The organism is Arthrobacter sp. Hor0625, from assembly GCF_052567525.1.
Window position 1 is genome coordinate 2,730,871 of the sequence record NZ_CP199586.1, and the last position, 16,930, is coordinate 2,747,800.

Annotated in this window: 14 protein-coding genes, 2 tRNA genes and 1 riboswitch; of the genes, 12 read left to right on the forward strand and 4 right to left on the reverse strand. The window is 67.9% G+C overall.

Annotated features, from left to right (window positions below; all coding sequences use genetic code 11):
• Positions 1 to 73: 73 nt before the first annotated feature.
• A complete protein-coding gene (locus tag ACTWLI_RS12600) occupies positions 74 to 1,117 on the forward strand; it encodes an NAD-dependent epimerase/dehydratase family protein (RefSeq protein ID WP_445154158.1) in 1,044 nt (347 codons plus the stop codon).
• Here ACTWLI_RS12600 and ACTWLI_RS12605 read toward each other — a convergent pair.
• Positions 1,114 to 1,602: an OsmC family protein gene (locus ACTWLI_RS12605; protein WP_445154159.1), complete on the reverse strand. Its 489-nt coding sequence runs from the start codon at positions 1,600 to 1,602 to the stop codon at positions 1,114 to 1,116. The two genes, ACTWLI_RS12600 and ACTWLI_RS12605, sit on opposite strands and share 4 nt — an antisense overlap.
• 105 nt (positions 1,603 to 1,707) lie before the next feature.
• Positions 1,708 to 4,260: an aminopeptidase N gene (gene pepN / locus ACTWLI_RS12610; protein WP_445154160.1), complete on the reverse strand. Its 2,553-nt coding sequence runs from the start codon at positions 4,258 to 4,260 to the stop codon at positions 1,708 to 1,710.
• Positions 4,261 to 4,404: 144 nt separating this feature from the next.
• Between pepN and ACTWLI_RS12615 the strand changes: the two genes are divergently transcribed.
• From ACTWLI_RS12615 to ACTWLI_RS12625, 3 genes are all read left to right on the forward strand, one after another.
• Positions 4,405 to 5,412 (forward strand): hypothetical protein, encoded by a 1,008-nt coding sequence (locus tag ACTWLI_RS12615; RefSeq protein WP_445154161.1) that lies wholly within the window; start codon positions 4,405 to 4,407, stop codon positions 5,410 to 5,412.
• Between the two features lie 67 nt (positions 5,413 to 5,479).
• The gene (locus ACTWLI_RS12620) at positions 5,480 to 5,974 is read left to right on the forward strand and encodes a ribose-5-phosphate isomerase (protein WP_445154162.1); all 495 of its coding nucleotides are present in this window, start codon (positions 5,480 to 5,482) and stop codon (positions 5,972 to 5,974) included.
• Positions 5,974 to 6,921, forward strand: a complete 948-nt coding sequence (locus ACTWLI_RS12625; protein ID WP_445154163.1) for an Fpg/Nei family DNA glycosylase — start codon at positions 5,974 to 5,976, stop codon at positions 6,919 to 6,921. The genes ACTWLI_RS12620 and ACTWLI_RS12625 overlap by 1 nt, the downstream gene beginning before the upstream one ends.
• 57 nt (positions 6,922 to 6,978) lie before the next feature.
• Here ACTWLI_RS12625 and ACTWLI_RS12630 read toward each other — a convergent pair.
• Positions 6,979 to 7,049 (reverse strand) — tRNA-Gly (locus ACTWLI_RS12630).
• A 131-nt stretch (positions 7,050 to 7,180) separates the two neighbouring features.
• On the opposite strand from ACTWLI_RS12630, the gene ACTWLI_RS12635 reads away from it, so the two are divergent.
• The 6 genes from ACTWLI_RS12635 to ACTWLI_RS12660 all read left to right on the forward strand — a co-directional run bounded on the left by ACTWLI_RS12635 (position 7,181) and on the right by ACTWLI_RS12660 (position 12,551).
• Positions 7,181 to 7,255 (forward strand) — tRNA-Pro (locus ACTWLI_RS12635).
• A gap of 69 nt (positions 7,256 to 7,324) precedes the next feature.
• On the forward strand, positions 7,325 to 8,719 hold the full coding sequence (gene tig / locus ACTWLI_RS12640; protein WP_445154164.1) for a trigger factor: 1,395 nt from the start codon (positions 7,325 to 7,327) through the stop codon (positions 8,717 to 8,719).
• A gap of 246 nt (positions 8,720 to 8,965) precedes the next feature.
• The gene (locus tag ACTWLI_RS12645) at positions 8,966 to 9,577 is read left to right on the forward strand and encodes an ATP-dependent Clp protease proteolytic subunit (protein ID WP_056738345.1); all 612 of its coding nucleotides are present in this window, start codon (positions 8,966 to 8,968) and stop codon (positions 9,575 to 9,577) included.
• Between the two features lie 38 nt (positions 9,578 to 9,615).
• Positions 9,616 to 10,275, forward strand: a complete 660-nt coding sequence (locus ACTWLI_RS12650; RefSeq protein ID WP_056738346.1) for an ATP-dependent Clp protease proteolytic subunit — start codon at positions 9,616 to 9,618, stop codon at positions 10,273 to 10,275.
• A 210-nt stretch (positions 10,276 to 10,485) separates the two neighbouring features.
• A complete protein-coding gene (gene clpX / locus ACTWLI_RS12655) occupies positions 10,486 to 11,766 on the forward strand; it encodes an ATP-dependent Clp protease ATP-binding subunit ClpX (protein ID WP_445154165.1) in 1,281 nt (426 codons plus the stop codon).
• A 179-nt stretch (positions 11,767 to 11,945) separates the two neighbouring features.
• Positions 11,946 to 12,551: a mycothiol-dependent nitroreductase Rv2466c family protein gene (locus ACTWLI_RS12660; protein WP_445156180.1), complete on the forward strand. Its 606-nt coding sequence runs from the start codon at positions 11,946 to 11,948 to the stop codon at positions 12,549 to 12,551.
• A gap of 325 nt (positions 12,552 to 12,876) precedes the next feature.
• Here ACTWLI_RS12660 and valS read toward each other — a convergent pair whose 3' ends face one another.
• Positions 12,877 to 15,495: a valine--tRNA ligase gene (gene valS / locus ACTWLI_RS12665; RefSeq protein ID WP_445154166.1), complete on the reverse strand. Its 2,619-nt coding sequence runs from the start codon at positions 15,493 to 15,495 to the stop codon at positions 12,877 to 12,879.
• A 54-nt stretch (positions 15,496 to 15,549) separates the two neighbouring features.
• On the opposite strand from valS, the gene ACTWLI_RS12670 reads away from it, so the two are divergent.
• Together ACTWLI_RS12670 and ACTWLI_RS12675 are read left to right on the forward strand one after the other, a co-directional pair.
• Complete coding sequence (locus ACTWLI_RS12670; RefSeq protein WP_445154167.1) at positions 15,550 to 15,948, forward strand: DUF488 domain-containing protein; 399 nt, start codon at positions 15,550 to 15,552, stop codon at positions 15,946 to 15,948.
• 9 nt (positions 15,949 to 15,957) lie between these two features.
• Entirely contained in the window at positions 15,958 to 16,737 is a 780-nt protein-coding gene (locus ACTWLI_RS12675; RefSeq protein ID WP_445154168.1) for an SDR family oxidoreductase, read from the forward strand.
• A 61-nt stretch (positions 16,738 to 16,798) separates the two neighbouring features.
• Positions 16,799 to 16,886, forward strand: a riboswitch (Fluoride riboswitch).
• Positions 16,887 to 16,930: the final 44 nt, after the last annotated feature.

The following is a 16,930-nucleotide window of genomic DNA, read 5'->3' on the forward strand; positions in this document are numbered from 1 at the left end:
CTTCGGTGCGCCCGCGTTCGCCGGGCGCATAAGACTCTGTTCACTTTCCAGATTAGCGCCGTAGCGTTGCCCCATGCGCATCCTGGTCCTTGGCGGCACCGCTTTCCTGTCAGCCGAAATCGCCCGGCAGGCCGTCGCCGCCGGACATGAGGTCATGTGCCTGGCCCGTGGAACCCGGTCGGGGCCGCCGGACGGTGCCACCTGGCTGCAGGCGGACCGTTCACAGGGGCCGGCCGCCTACGCCGGGGCCGTCTACGCGGGGGAGTGGGACGCCGTCGTCGACGTCACCAGGGACCCCGGCGAGGCGCAGGATGCGCTCGAAGCGCTCGCCGGCCGGGCCCGCCACTGGACCTTCGTCTCTAGCTGTTCGGTCTATGCGGACCCTTCGATCCCCGGCACGGCGGAGGACGACGCCGTCCTGCCTCCGTTGCCCGCGGGGACGCCGGCGTCGATGGAGAACTACGGCGCGGCGAAGTCCGCGATTGAACGCCTGACCATGGAACTGGCCGGGGAGAAGGCGCACCTGTGCCGGCCAGGGCTGATCGGCGGGCCCGGCGACGAATCGGACCGCTACGGCTACTGGCCGGCCCGCTTCGCCCGGGAGCCCGGGCCGGTCCTCGTGCCGGACACTCCGGCTGCTTGGACCCAGATCATTGACGTCCGGGACCTGGCCGCCTGGCTGCTGACGGCGGCGGAAGAGGGCGTGACGGGGCCGCTGAACGCCGTCGGCGAACCGGTGCCGTTCGCCGCGTACCTTGAAGAGTCGCAGCGGCTGGCGGGGGAAGCAGCCGGGGCCGCCGCAGGGAAAACAGCCAGCGGAGCGGCCGAGGTGGTTACCGTTCCTTCTGACTGGCTGGCCGCCCGCGGCGTGAACTACTACGCCGGTCCGGACTCGCTGCCGCTGTGGCTTCCGCCGGGCTACGAGGGATTCGCGACCCGCAGCAACGCCGCCGCCCGCGCCGCCGGGCTGCAGTTGCGGCCCTGGACCCGGACGCTGGCAGACAGCCTGGCCGACGAACGGCGCCGCGGGCTGGACCGGGAACGCAAGGCCGGCCTCAGCCCGGACACCGAGCGCCGGTTGCTGCGGGAGTTCCGGGCCGGAGCTGCGTCCGGCTAAGCGGCCGGGCCCGGATCCACCGCCGCCGACGCCTCATGCCGTACCGGGAAGTTCACGCTCCGGGCAATGAAGCAGACGGCGTTCGCCCCGCGGTGCAGTTCCTCCATCAGGTCCGCGGCCACGGCGGACGCAGTGGTGACCTTTGGCCTGAGCGTGACGGACTCAAACTGGCCGCTGCCGTCCCGGTTGGTTCGCATCAGGCCCTCGGCGTGGTCCTCGTACCCGGTGACCACCACGCCGTGCTTCACGGCAACATGCAGGAAGGACAGCATGTGGCACTGCGAGAGCGCGGCGAGGAGCAGCTGCTCCGGGTTGTACCGCTGCCGGTCGCCGTGGAAGGTGGGGTCCGCGGAGCCCTTCAGGACCGGAAGGCCGGGGATCTCGATGTCGTGGTCCCGGGAGTAGCCCCGGTAGGAGGAGGTGCCGCTGCCGGTGTTGCCGGTCCAGCGCACCAGCAGGGAATAGCGGTGTTCGTCAAGGCCCATGGCGCCAGTCTAGCCGCGCCAAAAACAGCAGGACCCCGGCACCGTCAGGCGGTGCCGGGGTCCTGCGGTCAGGCGGCGCCGGTGAGCGCCGCCGTCAGATGCGGCTTAGACGTCGGCTGCGCGGGCGCGCAGCGCCCGGACGACGCCGTCGCGGTTCTCCAGCATCATCCGGCGCAGCGCGGCACTCTCCTCCGGCAGGGTGGCCAGGAACTGGTCGGTGCGGTCCACCGTGGCCTGGGTGGTCAGCTGGGCCGGGTAGAGCCCGACGACGATCTGCTGGGCCAGCGCGTGGGTGCGGTCCCGGACGATGCCCGGGACGGCCTCGAAGTACTTCTCGGCGAACGGCTCCAGCAGGGAAGTGTCCAGTACCCGCGTGAACCCGGCGACCGCCGAGCCCTGCAGGGCGTTGGACAGTTCGCCCTTGACCACGATCGACTCCCACGCCGCGGCTTTCGCCTCGGCCGTGGGGATGGCTGCCTTCGCCAGGGCGGCGGCGTTCTGGCCGGTGGCGGTGTTGTCGTGCTCCAGTTCGGCGTCGATCGCCTCCTGGCCGACGCGGCCGCCGGCGACGAGGGACGTGATCAGCTCCCAGCGCAGGTCCTGGTCGACGGCGAGCCCGGCCAGCTCGACCGAGCCGTCCAGCAGCCCGGCAACCGTGTCCAGCTGCCCGGCGCTGCGGGCCAGCAGGGCGTAGGACTTCACGAACTGCAGCTGCGCGTCGGAGCCGGCCGGGACGCGGGAGGCCAGCTCCCACAGCCGGTCGGCCGCGGCGGTCGCGGTGGCCTCCTTGTGCTCCGCGGCCACATAGAAGTTCAGCGTGGTGGCGAGCTGGCGGAGCTGGACCAGGATCACCGAGGAGTCGGTTTCCTCCGCGATGTTGGCCAGGATCAGCTCCACGTAGCCGCGCGCCGGGGTTTCGCCGTCGCGCGCGGCATCCCAGGCCGAGCCCCAGACAAGGGTGCGAGGCAGGCTCTGGCCGAAGTCCTTCAGGTGCGCCGTGGCGGTGGCCAGGGACTGCGGGTCCAGCCGGACCTTGGCGTAGGCCAGGTCGTCGTCGTTGAGCAGGACCAGGTCCGGCCGCGCCATGCCGGCCAGGGCCGGAACGTCGGTGCGCTCCCCGTCGACGTCGAGCTCCTCGCGGTGCACCCGCTCGAGCTTTCCCGCGCCGTCGAGGTTGTAGAAGCCCACCGCGAGCCGGTGCGGCCGGATGGTCGGCTGCGCCTCGGTGGCGGACTGCAGGATCGCGAAGGAGGTAATTGTGCCGTCCTCGCCCACCGAGAGTTCCGGCTTCAGCGTGTTCACCCCGGCGGTCTCCAGCCAGAGCCGGCCCCAGTGGTCCAGGTCGCGGCCGCTGGCCTTCTCCAGCTCGACCATCAGGTCAGCCAGCTCGGTGTTCTGCCAGGAGTGCTTGCGGAAGTACTCCCGCACGCCGGCCATGAACTCCTCCGGCCCCACCCAGGCCACCAGCTGGCGCAGTACCGAGGCGCCCTTGGCGTAGGTGATGCCGTCGAAGTTCACCTCGACGTCCTGCAGGTCGTTGATCTCGGCGAAGATCGGGTGCGTGGTGGGCAGCTGGTCCTGGCGGTAGGCCCAGGACTTCTCCACCGAGGCGAAGGTGGTCCAGGCGTGGTCGAATTTGGTGTTCTCGACGGCCGCGAGGTGGGACATGTACTCGGCGAAGGACTCGTTGAGCCACAGGTCGTTCCACCAGCGCATGGTGACGAGGTCGCCGAACCACATGTGCGCCAGTTCGTGCAGCACGGTAATGGCGCGGCGTTCGACCTGCGCGTCCGTGACCTTGCTGCGGAAAACATAGCCCTCAAGGATGGTGACCGCGCCGGCGTTTTCCATCGCCCCGGCATTGAACTCGGGCACGAACAGCTGGTCGTACTTCTCGAACGGGTACGGGCAGCCGAACTGGGCTTCGAAGAACTCGAAGCCCTGGCGGGTGAGTTCGAAGATGTTGTCCGCGTCGAGGTACTGCATCAGCGACTTCCGGGCGAAGACACCCAGCGGGGTGACCTTCCCGTCGGCGGAGACCACTTCACTGCGGACCGACTGGTACGGTCCGGCGATCAAGGCGGTGACGTAGGAGGACAGCCGCGGGGTCGGCGCGAACGTCCAGACCGACCGGGCGCCTCCGTCCTCGCCCGGGGTGGTTTCGGCCGGGACGGGCGTGGGGGAATTGGACACGACATCCCAGTGCGAGGGGGCGGTGACGGTGAACGTGAAGCTGGCCTTGAGGTCGGGCTGCTCGAACACGGCGAACATCCGCCGCGAATCCGGGACCTCGAACTGGGTGTAGAGGTAAACCTCGTTGTCCACCGGATCCACGAAGCGGTGCAGCCCCTCGCCGGTGTTCATATACGGCGCATCCGCGACCACCACCAGCTCGTTCTCGGCGGCAAGGTCCGGCAGCTGGATGCGGATGCCGTCGGAGACGACGGCGGGATCGAGTTCGCGGCCGTTGAGCGTCACGCTGTGCACCGTGTCGGTCACGGCGTCGATGAAGGTCGAGGACCCCGGCGTTGCCGTGAACTTCACGGCGGTGGTGGAGCCGAACACCTTCTCGCCCCGGGTCAGGTCGAGGCTGATGTCATAGGAGTCGACGGCGATCAGTGCGGCGCGCTCGCGGGCTTCGGCGCGCGTGAGGTTCATACCGGGCAAGAGGTGCCTCCAGAAGTGGTGGGGACGGTGGAAACGATACTGTGAAATTATTCTTTCACGCTTCGTCGGCTTGGCAAGTTGCCTCCGTCACAGCGTGTCCTTCCCGGCGGCCGCGGCAGGGGTAGCGTTGGAGCCATGGGAAAGATCCGTGACTCCGCCGACGTCCGGGCCCTGCGCTTCGCCGTCGGGTTCCCGGTGGTGCTGGCAGCCGCCTTCGTCGGCTGCGCCCTGCTGATCCGGCCGGACCTGCCCGAACCGCTGGCGGTCCGCTGGACCGGTGCCGGGGCCGCCGACTTCGCGCCCTTCGGGGCTGTCGTGGGGATCGGGGCGGCCCTGATCGCGGTCGTCGGCTGGGCGCTGCTGCTGCAGGCGGTCCCGTTGTCCCGCCCGGCGCTGATGCGCCGCTTCATGATGGGGGCGGGGCTGGCGGTGAGCCTCTTTGTCACCACTGTGCTGGCGGCCATGCTCGTCGGTCAGCTGGGCCTGCCCGACGCCCGGGGCTCCCGGGTCGACGTGGCGGTGCTGGCCATGGGCAGCGGCGCCGCCCTCGGCCTGGGCGTGGTGATGGGCTTTGTCTTCAAGGCGGACGAGCGGTGGTCCGCCGACGATGAGCGGGCCGTCAGGGAGGCGCTGGAACGGGAGCTGGACCCCGAGCTGGCCCGCGACTCCATCAGCCTGTGGGTCCACGCCCGCAGTTCCGTGTTCGTCATGCTGGGCATTGCCACGCTGTTCCCGGCGGCGCTGCTCACGATCGCTGTCCCCTGGCTGGCCGTGCTGCTGGCGGCCGTGGCAGTGCTCGCCGCGGTGTTCCTCTTCGCCCGGGTCAGGGTGGACCGCACCGGGTTGCGGGTATTCGCGGCCGGCATCGTGCCGGTCATGGACGTCCCAGCTGCCGCCATCGAGACGGCCGTCCCGGAGCTGGTCAAGGCCGCGGACTACGGCGGCTGGGGCTACCGGCGCCACGGCGGCACGACGGCGATGCTGGTCAGCAGCGGCCCCGCCGTTGTCGTCGCCCGTTCCGACGGGCACCGGCTCGCCATCAGCGGCGGCAGCCCGGCGACGGCGGACAACGTGGCGCAGGTGCTTACCCGGGTCGCGGCCCGGGCGCGCCGCGACGGCGGGGCGCCGCCGGTCCGGCCCTAGTAGGCTTGTCAGGAGCCTGATCAGCCGCGCCGGCGAGCCCGCCGGCGCCCCACAGAACGGATCTGCCGTGACCACTGCACCGCAATTCCCGCGCGTCCACATCGCCACCGACCACGCCGGCATGGAGCTTAGCGCCCACCTGGTGGGCCACCTCCGGGCCAAGGGCTACGAAGTCATCGATCACGGGCCGAAGGCCTACGACGCCCAGGATGACTACCCGTCGTTCTGCATCAACGCCGCCCGCGCCGTGATCGCCGACCAGGAGGCCGGTACCGCGGCGCTGGGGATCGTGCTGGGCGGGTCCGGCAACGGCGAGCAGATCGCGGCCAACAAGGTCAAGGGCATCCGCGCCGCGCTGGCCTGGAACCTCTCCACCGCCAAGCTGGCCCGGGAGCACAATGACGCCAACGTCGTCGCCGTCGGCGGCCGGCAGCACAGCGTCGAGGAGGCCACCGCCATTATCGAGGCCTTCCTCACCGAGCCCTTCAGCAACGACGAGCGCCACGTGCGCCGGATCGGCAAGATCGCCACCTACGAGGCCACCGGCGAGGTCGTCGAGTAGTGCCGGAGGGGCATTCAATCCACCGGCTGGCGCGCCAGTTCGCCGACGTATTTGTGGCCGAACGGCTCGCAGTGAGCAGCCCGCAGGGCCGTTTTGCCCAGGGCGCGGCGCTGCTGGACGGACACGTCCTGACCGCCTCCGCCGCCCACGGAAAACACCTCTTCCTCACGTTCGAGCACGGCCTGGTCCTCCACGTCCACCTGGGGCTGTACGGGGCCTGGGACTTCGGCGGCGACGCGCACTTCCGCGGCGCTTCCAGCATCGGTGCGCCGCGCCGGGTAGGGGAGCGGGAGGTCTCCGGCGGGGCCGGCCCGGATCCCGTGTATGCCGGCCCGCCCGCCCCCGTGGGCGCCGTGCGGGTGCGGCTGGCCAGTGCACACGGCTGGGCGGACCTGCGCGGGGCAACCACCTGCGAGACCCTGACCGCAGCGGAGGCCGAAGCGGTCACTGCCCGGCTGGGACCGGATCCGCTGCGGAATCTTCCGGGGGACCGGGGCGCCTTTATTGCCGTGCTGGCCGCAAAGCGCAGCCCGCTGGCGACGCTGCTGATGGACCAGAAGGTGATTGCCGGCGTCGGCAACGTCTACCGGGCCGAACTGCTGTTCCGGCAGCGGCTGGATCCCCTGCTGCCGGGTACCGCCCTGGACGCGGAGGCCGCCGGCCGGCTCTGGGACGACACGGTTGCCGTGATGTCCGACGGCGTGCGCGACGGCCGGATCGTGACCACCGCGCCGCGCTACTGGACGTCGGCCCGCGCCGGTGCGGCCGGCGGCGCAGGCGCGGGCGGCCCGGGGACCCGCGCCGCAGGCCTCCTGCCGGAGCCCGTGGACGCGCACTTCGTCTACCGCCGGCACGGCCTGGAGTGCCGCGACTGCGGCGGAACGGTGGCGCTGGCCGAGCACGCCGCCCGGAAGCTCTACTGGTGCCCCGTCTGCCAGCGGGCCTGAAATGCCCGGGTACGAAGAAGGCCCCTCCGGAGAGGGGCCTTCTTCGTCATATTCGAGAGGGGACGACGGGAATCGAACCCGCGTAATCAGTTTGGAAGACTGAGGCTTTACCATTAAGCTACGTCCCCGGGAATCCGCTGGAACTTCAGCGAAATTTCCGGGCGGCTGTTGAAGCCGGATACAACTAAACCCAATGCAGGCCCCCAGTGTCAAATGTGCAAATCGCCACAGTATGACCGTAGACTGTTCTGTGCACTTACGGGGTGTAGCTCAGCTTGGCTAGAGCGCCTGCTTTGGGAGCAGGAAGTCGCAGGTTCAAATCCTGTCACCCCGACTCTGCAGCAATGCCGTCGATAGTGGCGTTGCAGACCCCCATACCCCCAAAACCAGGAGTACTTAGACTGTGAAGAGCGCTGTCGAGAACCTCACCCCCACGCGGGTCAAGCTCAATGTTGAGGTCCCCTTTGAGGAATTGAAGCCCAGCATCGAAGAGGCATACAAGACTGTTGCTTCGCAGATCCAGGTTCCCGGCTTCCGCAAGGGCAAGGTCCCTGCCAAGCTCATCGACCAGCGGGTCGGCCGCGGGTACGTCCTGGAGACCGCGATCAACGAAGGCCTCAACGGCTGGTACCAGGCCGCCGTGCAGGAAACCGGCATCCGGCCGCTGAGCCGCCCCGAGGTCGAGATCACCGAGGTGCCGGACCCGTCCGCCACCGACGGCGAGCTGAAGTTCCACGCCGAGGTTGACGTCCGCCCCGAGATCGAACTGCCGGACTACGCCGGCATCAAGGTCGAGGTCGCCGCCGCCGAGTCCTCGGACGCCGATGTGGACAAGGCCCTCGACGAACTGCGCGGCCGCTTCGGCACGCTGAAGTCCGTCGACCGCCCCGCCGCTGACGGTGACTTCCTCACCATCGACATCACCGCCTCGATCGACGGCGCCGAAGTCGACTCCGCCTCCGGCCTGTCCTACCAGGTCGGCGCGGGCACCATGCTTGAAGGCCTGGACGAGGCCGTCACCGGCCTCAGCGCCGACGAGGACGCCATCTTCGACACCACCCTCGTGGGCGGTGACCACGCCGGCGAAGCCGCTCAGGTCAAGGTTGTCGTCAAGGCTGTCAAGGAGCGCGAGCTGCCCGAGGCCAACGACGACTTCGCCCAGCTGGCGTCCGAGTTCGACACCCTGGCCGAGCTCCGCGAGGACCTCGCCAAGCAGGCCGCCGACTCCAAGACGGTCGAGCAGGGTGTCGAGGCCCGCGACAAGGTCCTGGACAAGCTCGTAGAAATGGTCGAGGTTCCGGTCCCGGCCTCCGTCGTCGAAGAGCAGCTCGAGCAGCACTTCAGCGCCGAGAACTCCCACGGTGAAGGCGAGCACGACACCGAGGAGCACCGCGCCGAGGTCAAGGCCAACACCGAGCGCGCCTTCCAGAACGAGATCATCCTTGACGCCATCGCGGAAAAGGAGGAAGTCAACGTCACTCAGAACGAGCTGATCGACTACATCGTCACCACCGCCAGCCAGTACGGCATGGACCCGAACCAGTTCGCCCAGATCATCGATCAGAGCGGCCAGGTCCCGATGATGGTCTCCGAGGTCCGCCGCCGCAAGGCACTCGCCGTGGTCCTGGGCCAGGCCGAGGTCACCGATTCCGAGGGCAAGACCATCGACCTGAGCGACTTCGTCCGCCCCGGCGGCGAAGAGGCCTCCTTCGAAGCCGACGCGGCCGAGGAAACCTCTGAGGAGGCTCCGGCTGCCGAAGAAGCCAAGAACGATGACCCGGCGGCTGTGAAGTTCTAGCCCGACCGGCACCCGCAGTACCCGCCCGCACCCCCGGATCACCGATCCGGGGGTGCGGCTTTTTAAGCCTGCAACGAACCCCTCCGGCCAATCGTGCGCCGTCAGCGAACAGCCCTGCGCCTGCGCACAAAGCGGGGCGGAAAACCGTTAGTGTCCATGTAGGAAAGTTCAGTGGCGCCGTCCAGTGGCGCCACCGTCGCCAGCGAGAGGTAAGTACACATGTCACAGCAAGCAGGGGCACCCCGGATGGCTACCGTCGATCCGGCAGCCCAGGATAACTACATTTACAACCGCCTGCTGAAAGAGCGCATCATCTGGCTCGGCTCCGAGGTCCGCGACGAGAACGCCAACGCGATCTGCTCCCAGCTGCTGCTCCTCTCGGCCGAAAACCCCGAGAAGGACATCTACCTCTACATCAACTCGCCCGGCGGCTCCGTGACCGCCGGCATGGCGATCTACGACACCATGCAGTTCATCCCGAACGACGTCGTCACGGTCGCCACCGGCCTGGCCGCCTCGATGGGCCAGTTCCTGCTCTCCTCGGGCACCAAGGGCAAGCGCTACGCCACCCCGAACGCCCGCATCCTGATGCACCAGCCCTCCGGCGGCATCGGCGGCACCGCCTCGGACATCAAGATCCAGGCCGAGCTGATCCTGCACATGAAGAAGGTCATGGCTGAACTGACGGCGGAGCAGACCGGCCAGACGGTCGAGACCATCCTCAAGGACAACGACCGTGACAAGTGGTTCACGGCCACCGAAGCCCTCGAATACGGCTTCTTCGACAAGATCGCGGCCCACGCCGGATCCGTGGCAGGCGGCGGCGGGACCAACGCCGAGTCCGGCACCGAAAACTAACCGGCACGCAGCCAGAACCGACTCCAGGAGCAATGACTATGAACTACAACTTCGGATCGACTGCCGGGAACCTGCCGAGCAGCCGCTACGTGCTGCCGCAGTTTGAAGAGCGCACTCCCTACGGCTTCAAGCGCCAGGACCCCTACACCAAACTGTTCGAGGACCGCATCATCTTCCTGGGCGTCCAGGTCGACGACGCTTCCGCGGACGACATCATGGCGCAGCTGCTGGTGCTCGAGTCCACCGACCCGGACCGCGACATCACGCTCTACATCAACTCCCCGGGCGGATCCTTCACCGCCATGACGGCGATCTACGACACCATGCAGTACATCCGCCCGGAAATCCAGACGGTCTGCCTGGGCCAGGCCGCCAGCGCCGCCGCAGTGCTGCTGGCCGCCGGCACCCCCGGCAAGCGCCTGGCGCTGCCGAACGCCCGCGTCCTGATCCACCAGCCCGCCCTCTCCGGCGGGCAGGGCGGACAGGCCTCCGACCTGGAAATCCAGGCCGCCGAGGTCATGCGCATGCGCTCCTGGCTCGAGGACACCCTGGCGAAGCACTCCGGCCGGACCTCCGAACAGGTCAACAACGACATCGAACGCGACAAGATCCTCACCGCGGCCGAAGCGATGAGCTACGGCCTGATCGACCAGGTCCTCGACTCGCGCAAGATCAAGCCCCAGGCGCTCACCAAGTAGCACCCGGCGGTAAGACCACGACGCCGGTGCGGCCCAGAGAAATGGGGCCGCACCGGCGTCTTCTTTCCACCGATCACGCCTAAAGTGACCTAGAGTGGAAGATGTCACGGCCGGATGTCCCGCGGGGACCGTCCGTGACTCGAGTAACGGATGCAGCGCTGCACAGGAGCACGACCCGGCCGGCAGCAAGACACTAAAAGGGGTTCACATATGGCTCGGATTGGCGAGAGCACCGATCTGCTGAAGTGTTCTTTCTGCGGAAAGAGCCAGAAGCAGGTCCGCAAGCTCATTGCCGGGCCCGGCGTCTACATCTGCGACGAGTGCATTGAACTCTGCAACGAGATCATTGAAGAAGAACTCGCCGAAGTAGCCGACCTGGGCAGTTTTGAACTGCCCAAGCCCCGCGAGATCTTCGATTTCCTCCAGGAATACGTCATCGGCCAGGAGCCCGCCAAGCGGTCCCTCGCCGTCGCCGTCTACAACCACTACAAGCGGATCCAGGCCGGCCACGCACCCAAGAGCGGCAGCCTGGCCGAGGGCGGCCACCACGACGACGTCGAGATCGCCAAGTCCAACATCCTGCTGATCGGCCCCACCGGCTGTGGCAAGACCTACCTCGCCCAGACCCTCGCCCGGCGCCTGAACGTCCCGTTCGCCGTCGCGGATGCCACCGCCCTGACCGAGGCCGGCTACGTGGGCGAAGACGTCGAAAACATCCTGCTCAAGCTCATCCAGGCCGCCGACTACGACGTCAAGAAGGCCGAGCAGGGCATCATCTACATCGACGAGATCGACAAGATTTCGCGCAAGAGCGAGAACCCGTCCATCACCCGCGACGTTTCGGGCGAAGGCGTGCAGCAGGCCCTGCTGAAGATCCTCGAAGGCACGGTGGCCTCGGTCCCGCCGCAGGGCGGCCGGAAGCACCCGCACCAGGAATTCATCCAGATCGACACCACCAATGTGCTCTTCATCGTGGCGGGCGCCTTCGCCGGCCTGGAGGAAATCATTGGTTCGCGCTCGGGGCGCAAGGGGATCGGCTTCGGCGCCCCGTTGAACGAGGTCAAGGACAACGCGGACTCCTACGGCGAGGTCATGCCCGAGGACCTGCTGAAGTTTGGCCTGATTCCCGAATTCATCGGCCGGCTCCCGGTCATCACCACCGTGTCCAACCTGGACCGCCCGGCACTGATCCAGATCCTCTCCACGCCCAAGAACGCGCTGGTCAAGCAGTACCAGAAGATGTTCCAGCTCGACGGCGTGGAACTCGTATTCGAGGATGAGGCCCTGGACACGATCGCGGACCAGGCGCTCGAACGCGGCACCGGCGCCCGCGGGTTGCGGGCCATCATGGAGGAAGTGCTGCTCCCGGTCATGTTCGACCTGCCCAGCCGGGACGATGTTGCATCCGTGGTGATCACCAAGGATGTCGTGGCCAACAAGGCCGAGCCCACGCTGATCGCGCACGACGTCAAACGCCGCAAGTCCGCCTGATCACGAGGGTCCGACTACGCCGGCCTGGTCGGGACCGTCCGTCAGCAGGCGGGGTTCCGGAATAAATCATCCGGGACCGTGGCTATGCGTAAGTAACGCCCCGTGCGCTGTGGTGGTGTTTTCGCCCCCGCGCGGTGCGGCCCCGTTGACTTCCGAAGGAGAATTCCGTGCCTGAAACCATGACGAATAAAGCTGACTTCTGGTTCGACCCCATGTGCCCCTTCGCCTGGGTGACGTCCCGCTGGATCACCGAGGTCGAGGAGGTCAGGGACATCGAGACCGAGTGGCACGTGATGAGCCTGGCCGTCCTGAATGAGGGCCGCGACGAACTGCCGGCCGACTACAAGGAGTTCCTGGTCAAGGCCTGGGCACCTGTCCGCGTGATCGTGGCCGCCGCCCAGAAGCACGGCAACGAATACATCAAGCCGCTCTACGACGCCATGGGCACCAAGATCCACAACGAGGGCAATAAGGACATCGCCGAGGTCATCGCCAAGTCGCTGGCCGAGCTGGGCCTGCCGGCGGAACTCGCTGCCGCCGGCGACGACGACGCGTTCGACGCCGAGCTGCGGGCGAGCCACGAGTCCGGCATCTCCCTGGTCGGCCAGGACGTCGGCACCCCGGTCGTGGCGTTCAACGGAACGGCATTCTTCGGACCGGTCATCACCCGCATCCCGCGCGGCGAGGAGGCCGGCAAGCTGTGGGACGCCACCGTGACCCTGGCGTCGTTCCCGTCCTTCTTCGAGCTCAAGCGCAGCCGCACCGAGAGCCCGGTGTTCAGCTAGGCGGTAGCCCCACGGCGGCCACAAGGGCCCCGGTCGAACTACTTTGTTGTAGTTCGACCGGGGCCCTTGTGCATCCGGAAGGGCGGGAGAACAATAGAACTTACCCACTTCGAAAGAAGCGGGACGCAGGAACCAAAGATTCAGTGACACTCATCCGACGCAGCCTTCGGCAAAGTCAGATGATGGCTACCAGTGACGAGGTAGGAAGACCTGAAATTCCAAGGATCCCGCCAGATTACCTAAGACGTCACGTGGTAATCGAAAAGTCGAAGCCCCACCAACCGCAAAAAGCTGATGGGGCTTCCCCTTTGCCCAAAAGCAGGCGTTACGCCTGCGCGGGCTCCTCGGCCTGAGCCAGCACGACGTCGCTCACGGTCAGCTCGCCGTCGGCGGCCACCAACGCCAGCTCTCGTGCGTTGGCCGCGGCTTTGAGGTCGCCCAGCCCGGCCTGCAACTGGGCGGTCAACGCCTCCGGGGCCTTGATCGTGGCGGAGAGCACCTCGGTGCGCTGCTTGACCTTGGCCTCGGACTTGGCCTTGCGGATGCCGCCCAGGGCCGAACCCACGGTGGCCAGCAGGGTCGTGTCGCCGTCGACCTCAACGGCGGCGGGCCACGGCGCGCGGTGCACCGAGCCGTTCCGCCACCAGCTCCAGACTTCCTCCGTGGCGAACGGCAGGAACGGAGCGAAGAGCCGCAGCAGCGTATCTAGGCTGGTGGCCAGCGCGGCCAGCACGGAGGCCTGCTGCTCCTCACCGGCGGCACCGTAGGCCCGGTCCTTGATCAGCTCCACGTAGTCGTCGGTGAAGTGCCAGAAGAAGCTCTCGGTGATCTGCAGGGCGCGAGCGTAGTCGTAGTTCTCGAACGCCTTGGTGGCCTGCTGAACCACCTCGGCGAGCTGCGCGAGCACGGCGCGGTCCAAGGGGTTGGTCAGGACCGACAGGTCACTGGAGACCACCGAGTCCTCCGTGGCGCCCAGGTTCAGCACGAACTTGGAGGCGTTCAGCAGCTTGATCGCCAGGCGGCGGCCGATCTTCATCTGCGCGATCTCATAGGCGGTGTCCGCGCCGAGCTTGGCCGAGGCCGCCCAGTAGCGGACAGCGTCCGAGCCGTATTCGTTGAGCACGTCGGTCGGGACGATCACGTTGCCCTTGGACTTGGACATCTTCTTGCGGTCCGGGTCCAGGATCCAGCCGGAGATCGCCGCGTGCTTCCACGGTGCGACGTCCTGCAGGGCATCGGCCCGGACGGCGGTGGAGAACAGCCAGGTCCGGATGATGTCGTGCCCCTGGGGGCGCACGTCGAACGGGAAGACCTTGGCGAAGAGCGCCTCGTCGGTGCTCCAGCCGCCCACGATCTGCGGGGTCAGCGAGGAGGTGGCCCAGGTGTCCAGGACGTCGGCGTCGCCGGTGAAGCCGCCCGGGGTGTCGCGCTGGGATTCCTCGTAGCCGGGGGCTGCGTCCGCCGCAGGGTCCACCGGGAGCTGCTCGTCGGCCGGCAGGATGGGGGAGTCGTAGTCCGGGTTGCCGTCGGCATCCAGCGGGTACCAGACCGGCACCGGCACGCCGAAGAAGCGCTGGCGGGAGACGAGCCAGTCGCCGTTCAGGCCGGTGATCCAGTTCTCGTAGCGGGACCGCATGAAGGACGGGTGGAACTCGATCTCCTTGCCGCGGCCGATCAGGCGTTCGCGGCGGTCCTCGTCGCGGCCGCCGTTGCGGATATACCACTGGCGGGAGGTGACGACCTCGAGGGGCTTGTCGCCCTTTTCGAAGAAGTTGACCGGGTGCATGATCTTCTTCGGTTCGCCGTCGAGCAGGCCTGCGGCGGCCAGCTGTTCCACCACGCCTTCCTTGGCGCTGAACACGGTCTTGCCGGCAATCGCGGCGAACGCGGTCCGGCCCTCCTCGGAGGTAATCCAGCCCGGGGTCTCGCCCACGATGCGGCCGTCGCGGCCGACAATCGGGCGGGTCGGCAGCTGCAGTTCGCGCCACCAGGTGACGTCGGTCAGGTCGCCGAAGGTGCAGACCATGGCGATGCCCGAGCCCTTGTCCGCTTTGGCGAGCGGGTGGGCCTTGACCTCCACCTCGACGCCGAACAGGGGAGAGGTGACCTTCTTGCCGAAGAGCGGCTGGTAGCGCTCGTCGTCGGGGTTGGCCACGAGCGCGGCGCAGGCTGCCAGCAGCTCCGGCCGGGTCGTCTCGATGAAGATCTTTTCGCCGTCTTCGGTGAAGAACGGGTAGCGGTAGTACGCGCCGGCGACCTCGCGGTCCTCCAGCTCGGCCTGCGCCACTGCGGTGCGGAAGGTGACATCCCACAGGGTGGGCGCCTCGGCCATGTACGCGTCGCCGGCGGCGAGGTTGGCCAGGAACGCCCGCTGCGAGATGGCCCGGGACTTGTCGTCAATGGTGCGGTAGGTCAGGTCCCAGTCCACCGACAGGCCGAGGGTCTGGAAGAGGTTCTCGAAGACTTTCTCGTCCTCGACCGCGAGCTCCTCGCAAAGTTCGATGAAGTTCCGGCGCGAAACGACGTCGAAGTCGCGCTGGTTCTTTGCCGGTTCGGCCGGCGGCCGGTACCCGGCGTCGTAGGGGATGGCCGGATCGCAGCGCACGCCGTAGTAATTCTGGACCCGGCGCTCGGTGGGCAGGCCGTTGTCGTCCCAGCCCATCGGATAGAAGACGTTCTTGCCGGTCATCCGCTGGTAGCGGGCCAGGACGTCGGTCTGGGTGTAGGAGAACATGTGCCCCACGTGCAGGGACCCCGACGCGGTGGGCGGGGGAGTGTCGATCGAGTAGACCTCGTCCCGGGTGGTGTCCGGGTCGAACTTGTAGGTCCCTTCGTCAAGCCAGCGCCGGGTGAGGGCGGCTTCGAGGCCCTCGAGGGCGGGCTTGTCCGGAACGTTGATGGGGGCGGTGGTGGGCGTGTCTGTACCCTGCGTGTGTTCAGCCATGGGCCAATTCTTCCATCTTTTTTGCCGGTGCCCCGCAGGGGCAGCTGCCGTAACATGCTGCAGGTGACGGAAAGCGGCGGAAGTTTCGCAATCAAGCGCATTTACGACGAGCCCGCGGACGACGACGGCTGCCGGGTGCTGGTGGACCGGCTCTGGCCCCGGGGCGTCAGCAAGGACCGCGCGCAGCTGGAGCTGTGGCTCAAGGACGTGGCGCCCTCGCCGCCGCTGCGCACGGAATTCGCCCACATGCAGGAACGGTTCGCCGACTTCCGCGCCGCCTACGAAGCCGAGCTCGACGCCAACCCCGCCGTCGGCGTCCTGCGCGAGCTCGCCGCTAGCCACCCGAAGGTGACCCTGCTGTTCGGAGCCAGGGATCCGGAGACCAACCACGCCCGGGTGCTGCTGGAGTTCCTGCAGCGGCGCAGCGCCGAGCCGGCGGGCGATTCCCGTTAGGGTGGTGCCATGACTGAGGGAATCGATAAAGCAGGAACTGCACCTACGGCCAAGGCAGCCGTCGTCACCGGCGCCAGCACCGGCATCGGCGAGGCCACCGTCCGGGCGCTCAGGAACGAAGGCTGGACCGTCTTCGCCGTCGCCCGGCGCGCCGAGCGGCTCGAGGCGCTCGGCGCCGAGACCGGGGCCGTCGCCCTGCCCGCGGACGTGACCGACGACGCCGACGTCGCACGGCTGCTCGAAGCAGTCAGCCAGGCCGGCGGCATCGACACCCTGATCAACATCGCCGGCGGCGCCCGCGGCGCCGACAAGGTCGCCGAGTCCAAAACCGAAGACTGGGAGTGGATGTACGGCGTCAACGTGCTCGGCACGATGAAGCTCACCCGCGCCTTCCTGCCGATGCTCCGCGCCTGCGGCGAAGGCACCGTCCTGAACCTGACCTCGACGGCGGGCCTGTCCGCCTATGAGGGCGGCGGCGGCTACAACGCCGCCAAGTTCGCCCAGCACGCCCTCACCGGTGCCCTTCGGCTGGAGGAAGCCGAACACAACCTGCGTGTGATCGAGGTGGCCCCGGGCATGGTGCAGACCGAGGAGTTCTCGCTCAACCGGCTCGGTGACCAGGGCGCCGCGGACAAGGTCTACGCCGGAGTGGAGAAGCCCCTCACGGCCGGGGACGTGGCCGACGTCGTCCGCTACGCAGTGACCGCGCCGCACCACGTCAACCTGGACCAAATTGTCATCCGTCCGGTCGCGCAGGCATCCAACTTCAAGGTGATCCGCAAAAGCTAGCCGTACCCGGTGGCCGCCGGGCGCGCCTTATGATGGCGCGCCCGCGGCTGGGCCTGTAGCATCTGTTCACGGCGATGGATCCCGCCGGAACGCCCCGCACCCGTAGCGGACGTTCGAACCGCCTCCCGGCTGATGGTTCCTACCTTTGCGGATACGAAGGTAGGTGACCCATGCCGCACGGTGTGCCCCGTCC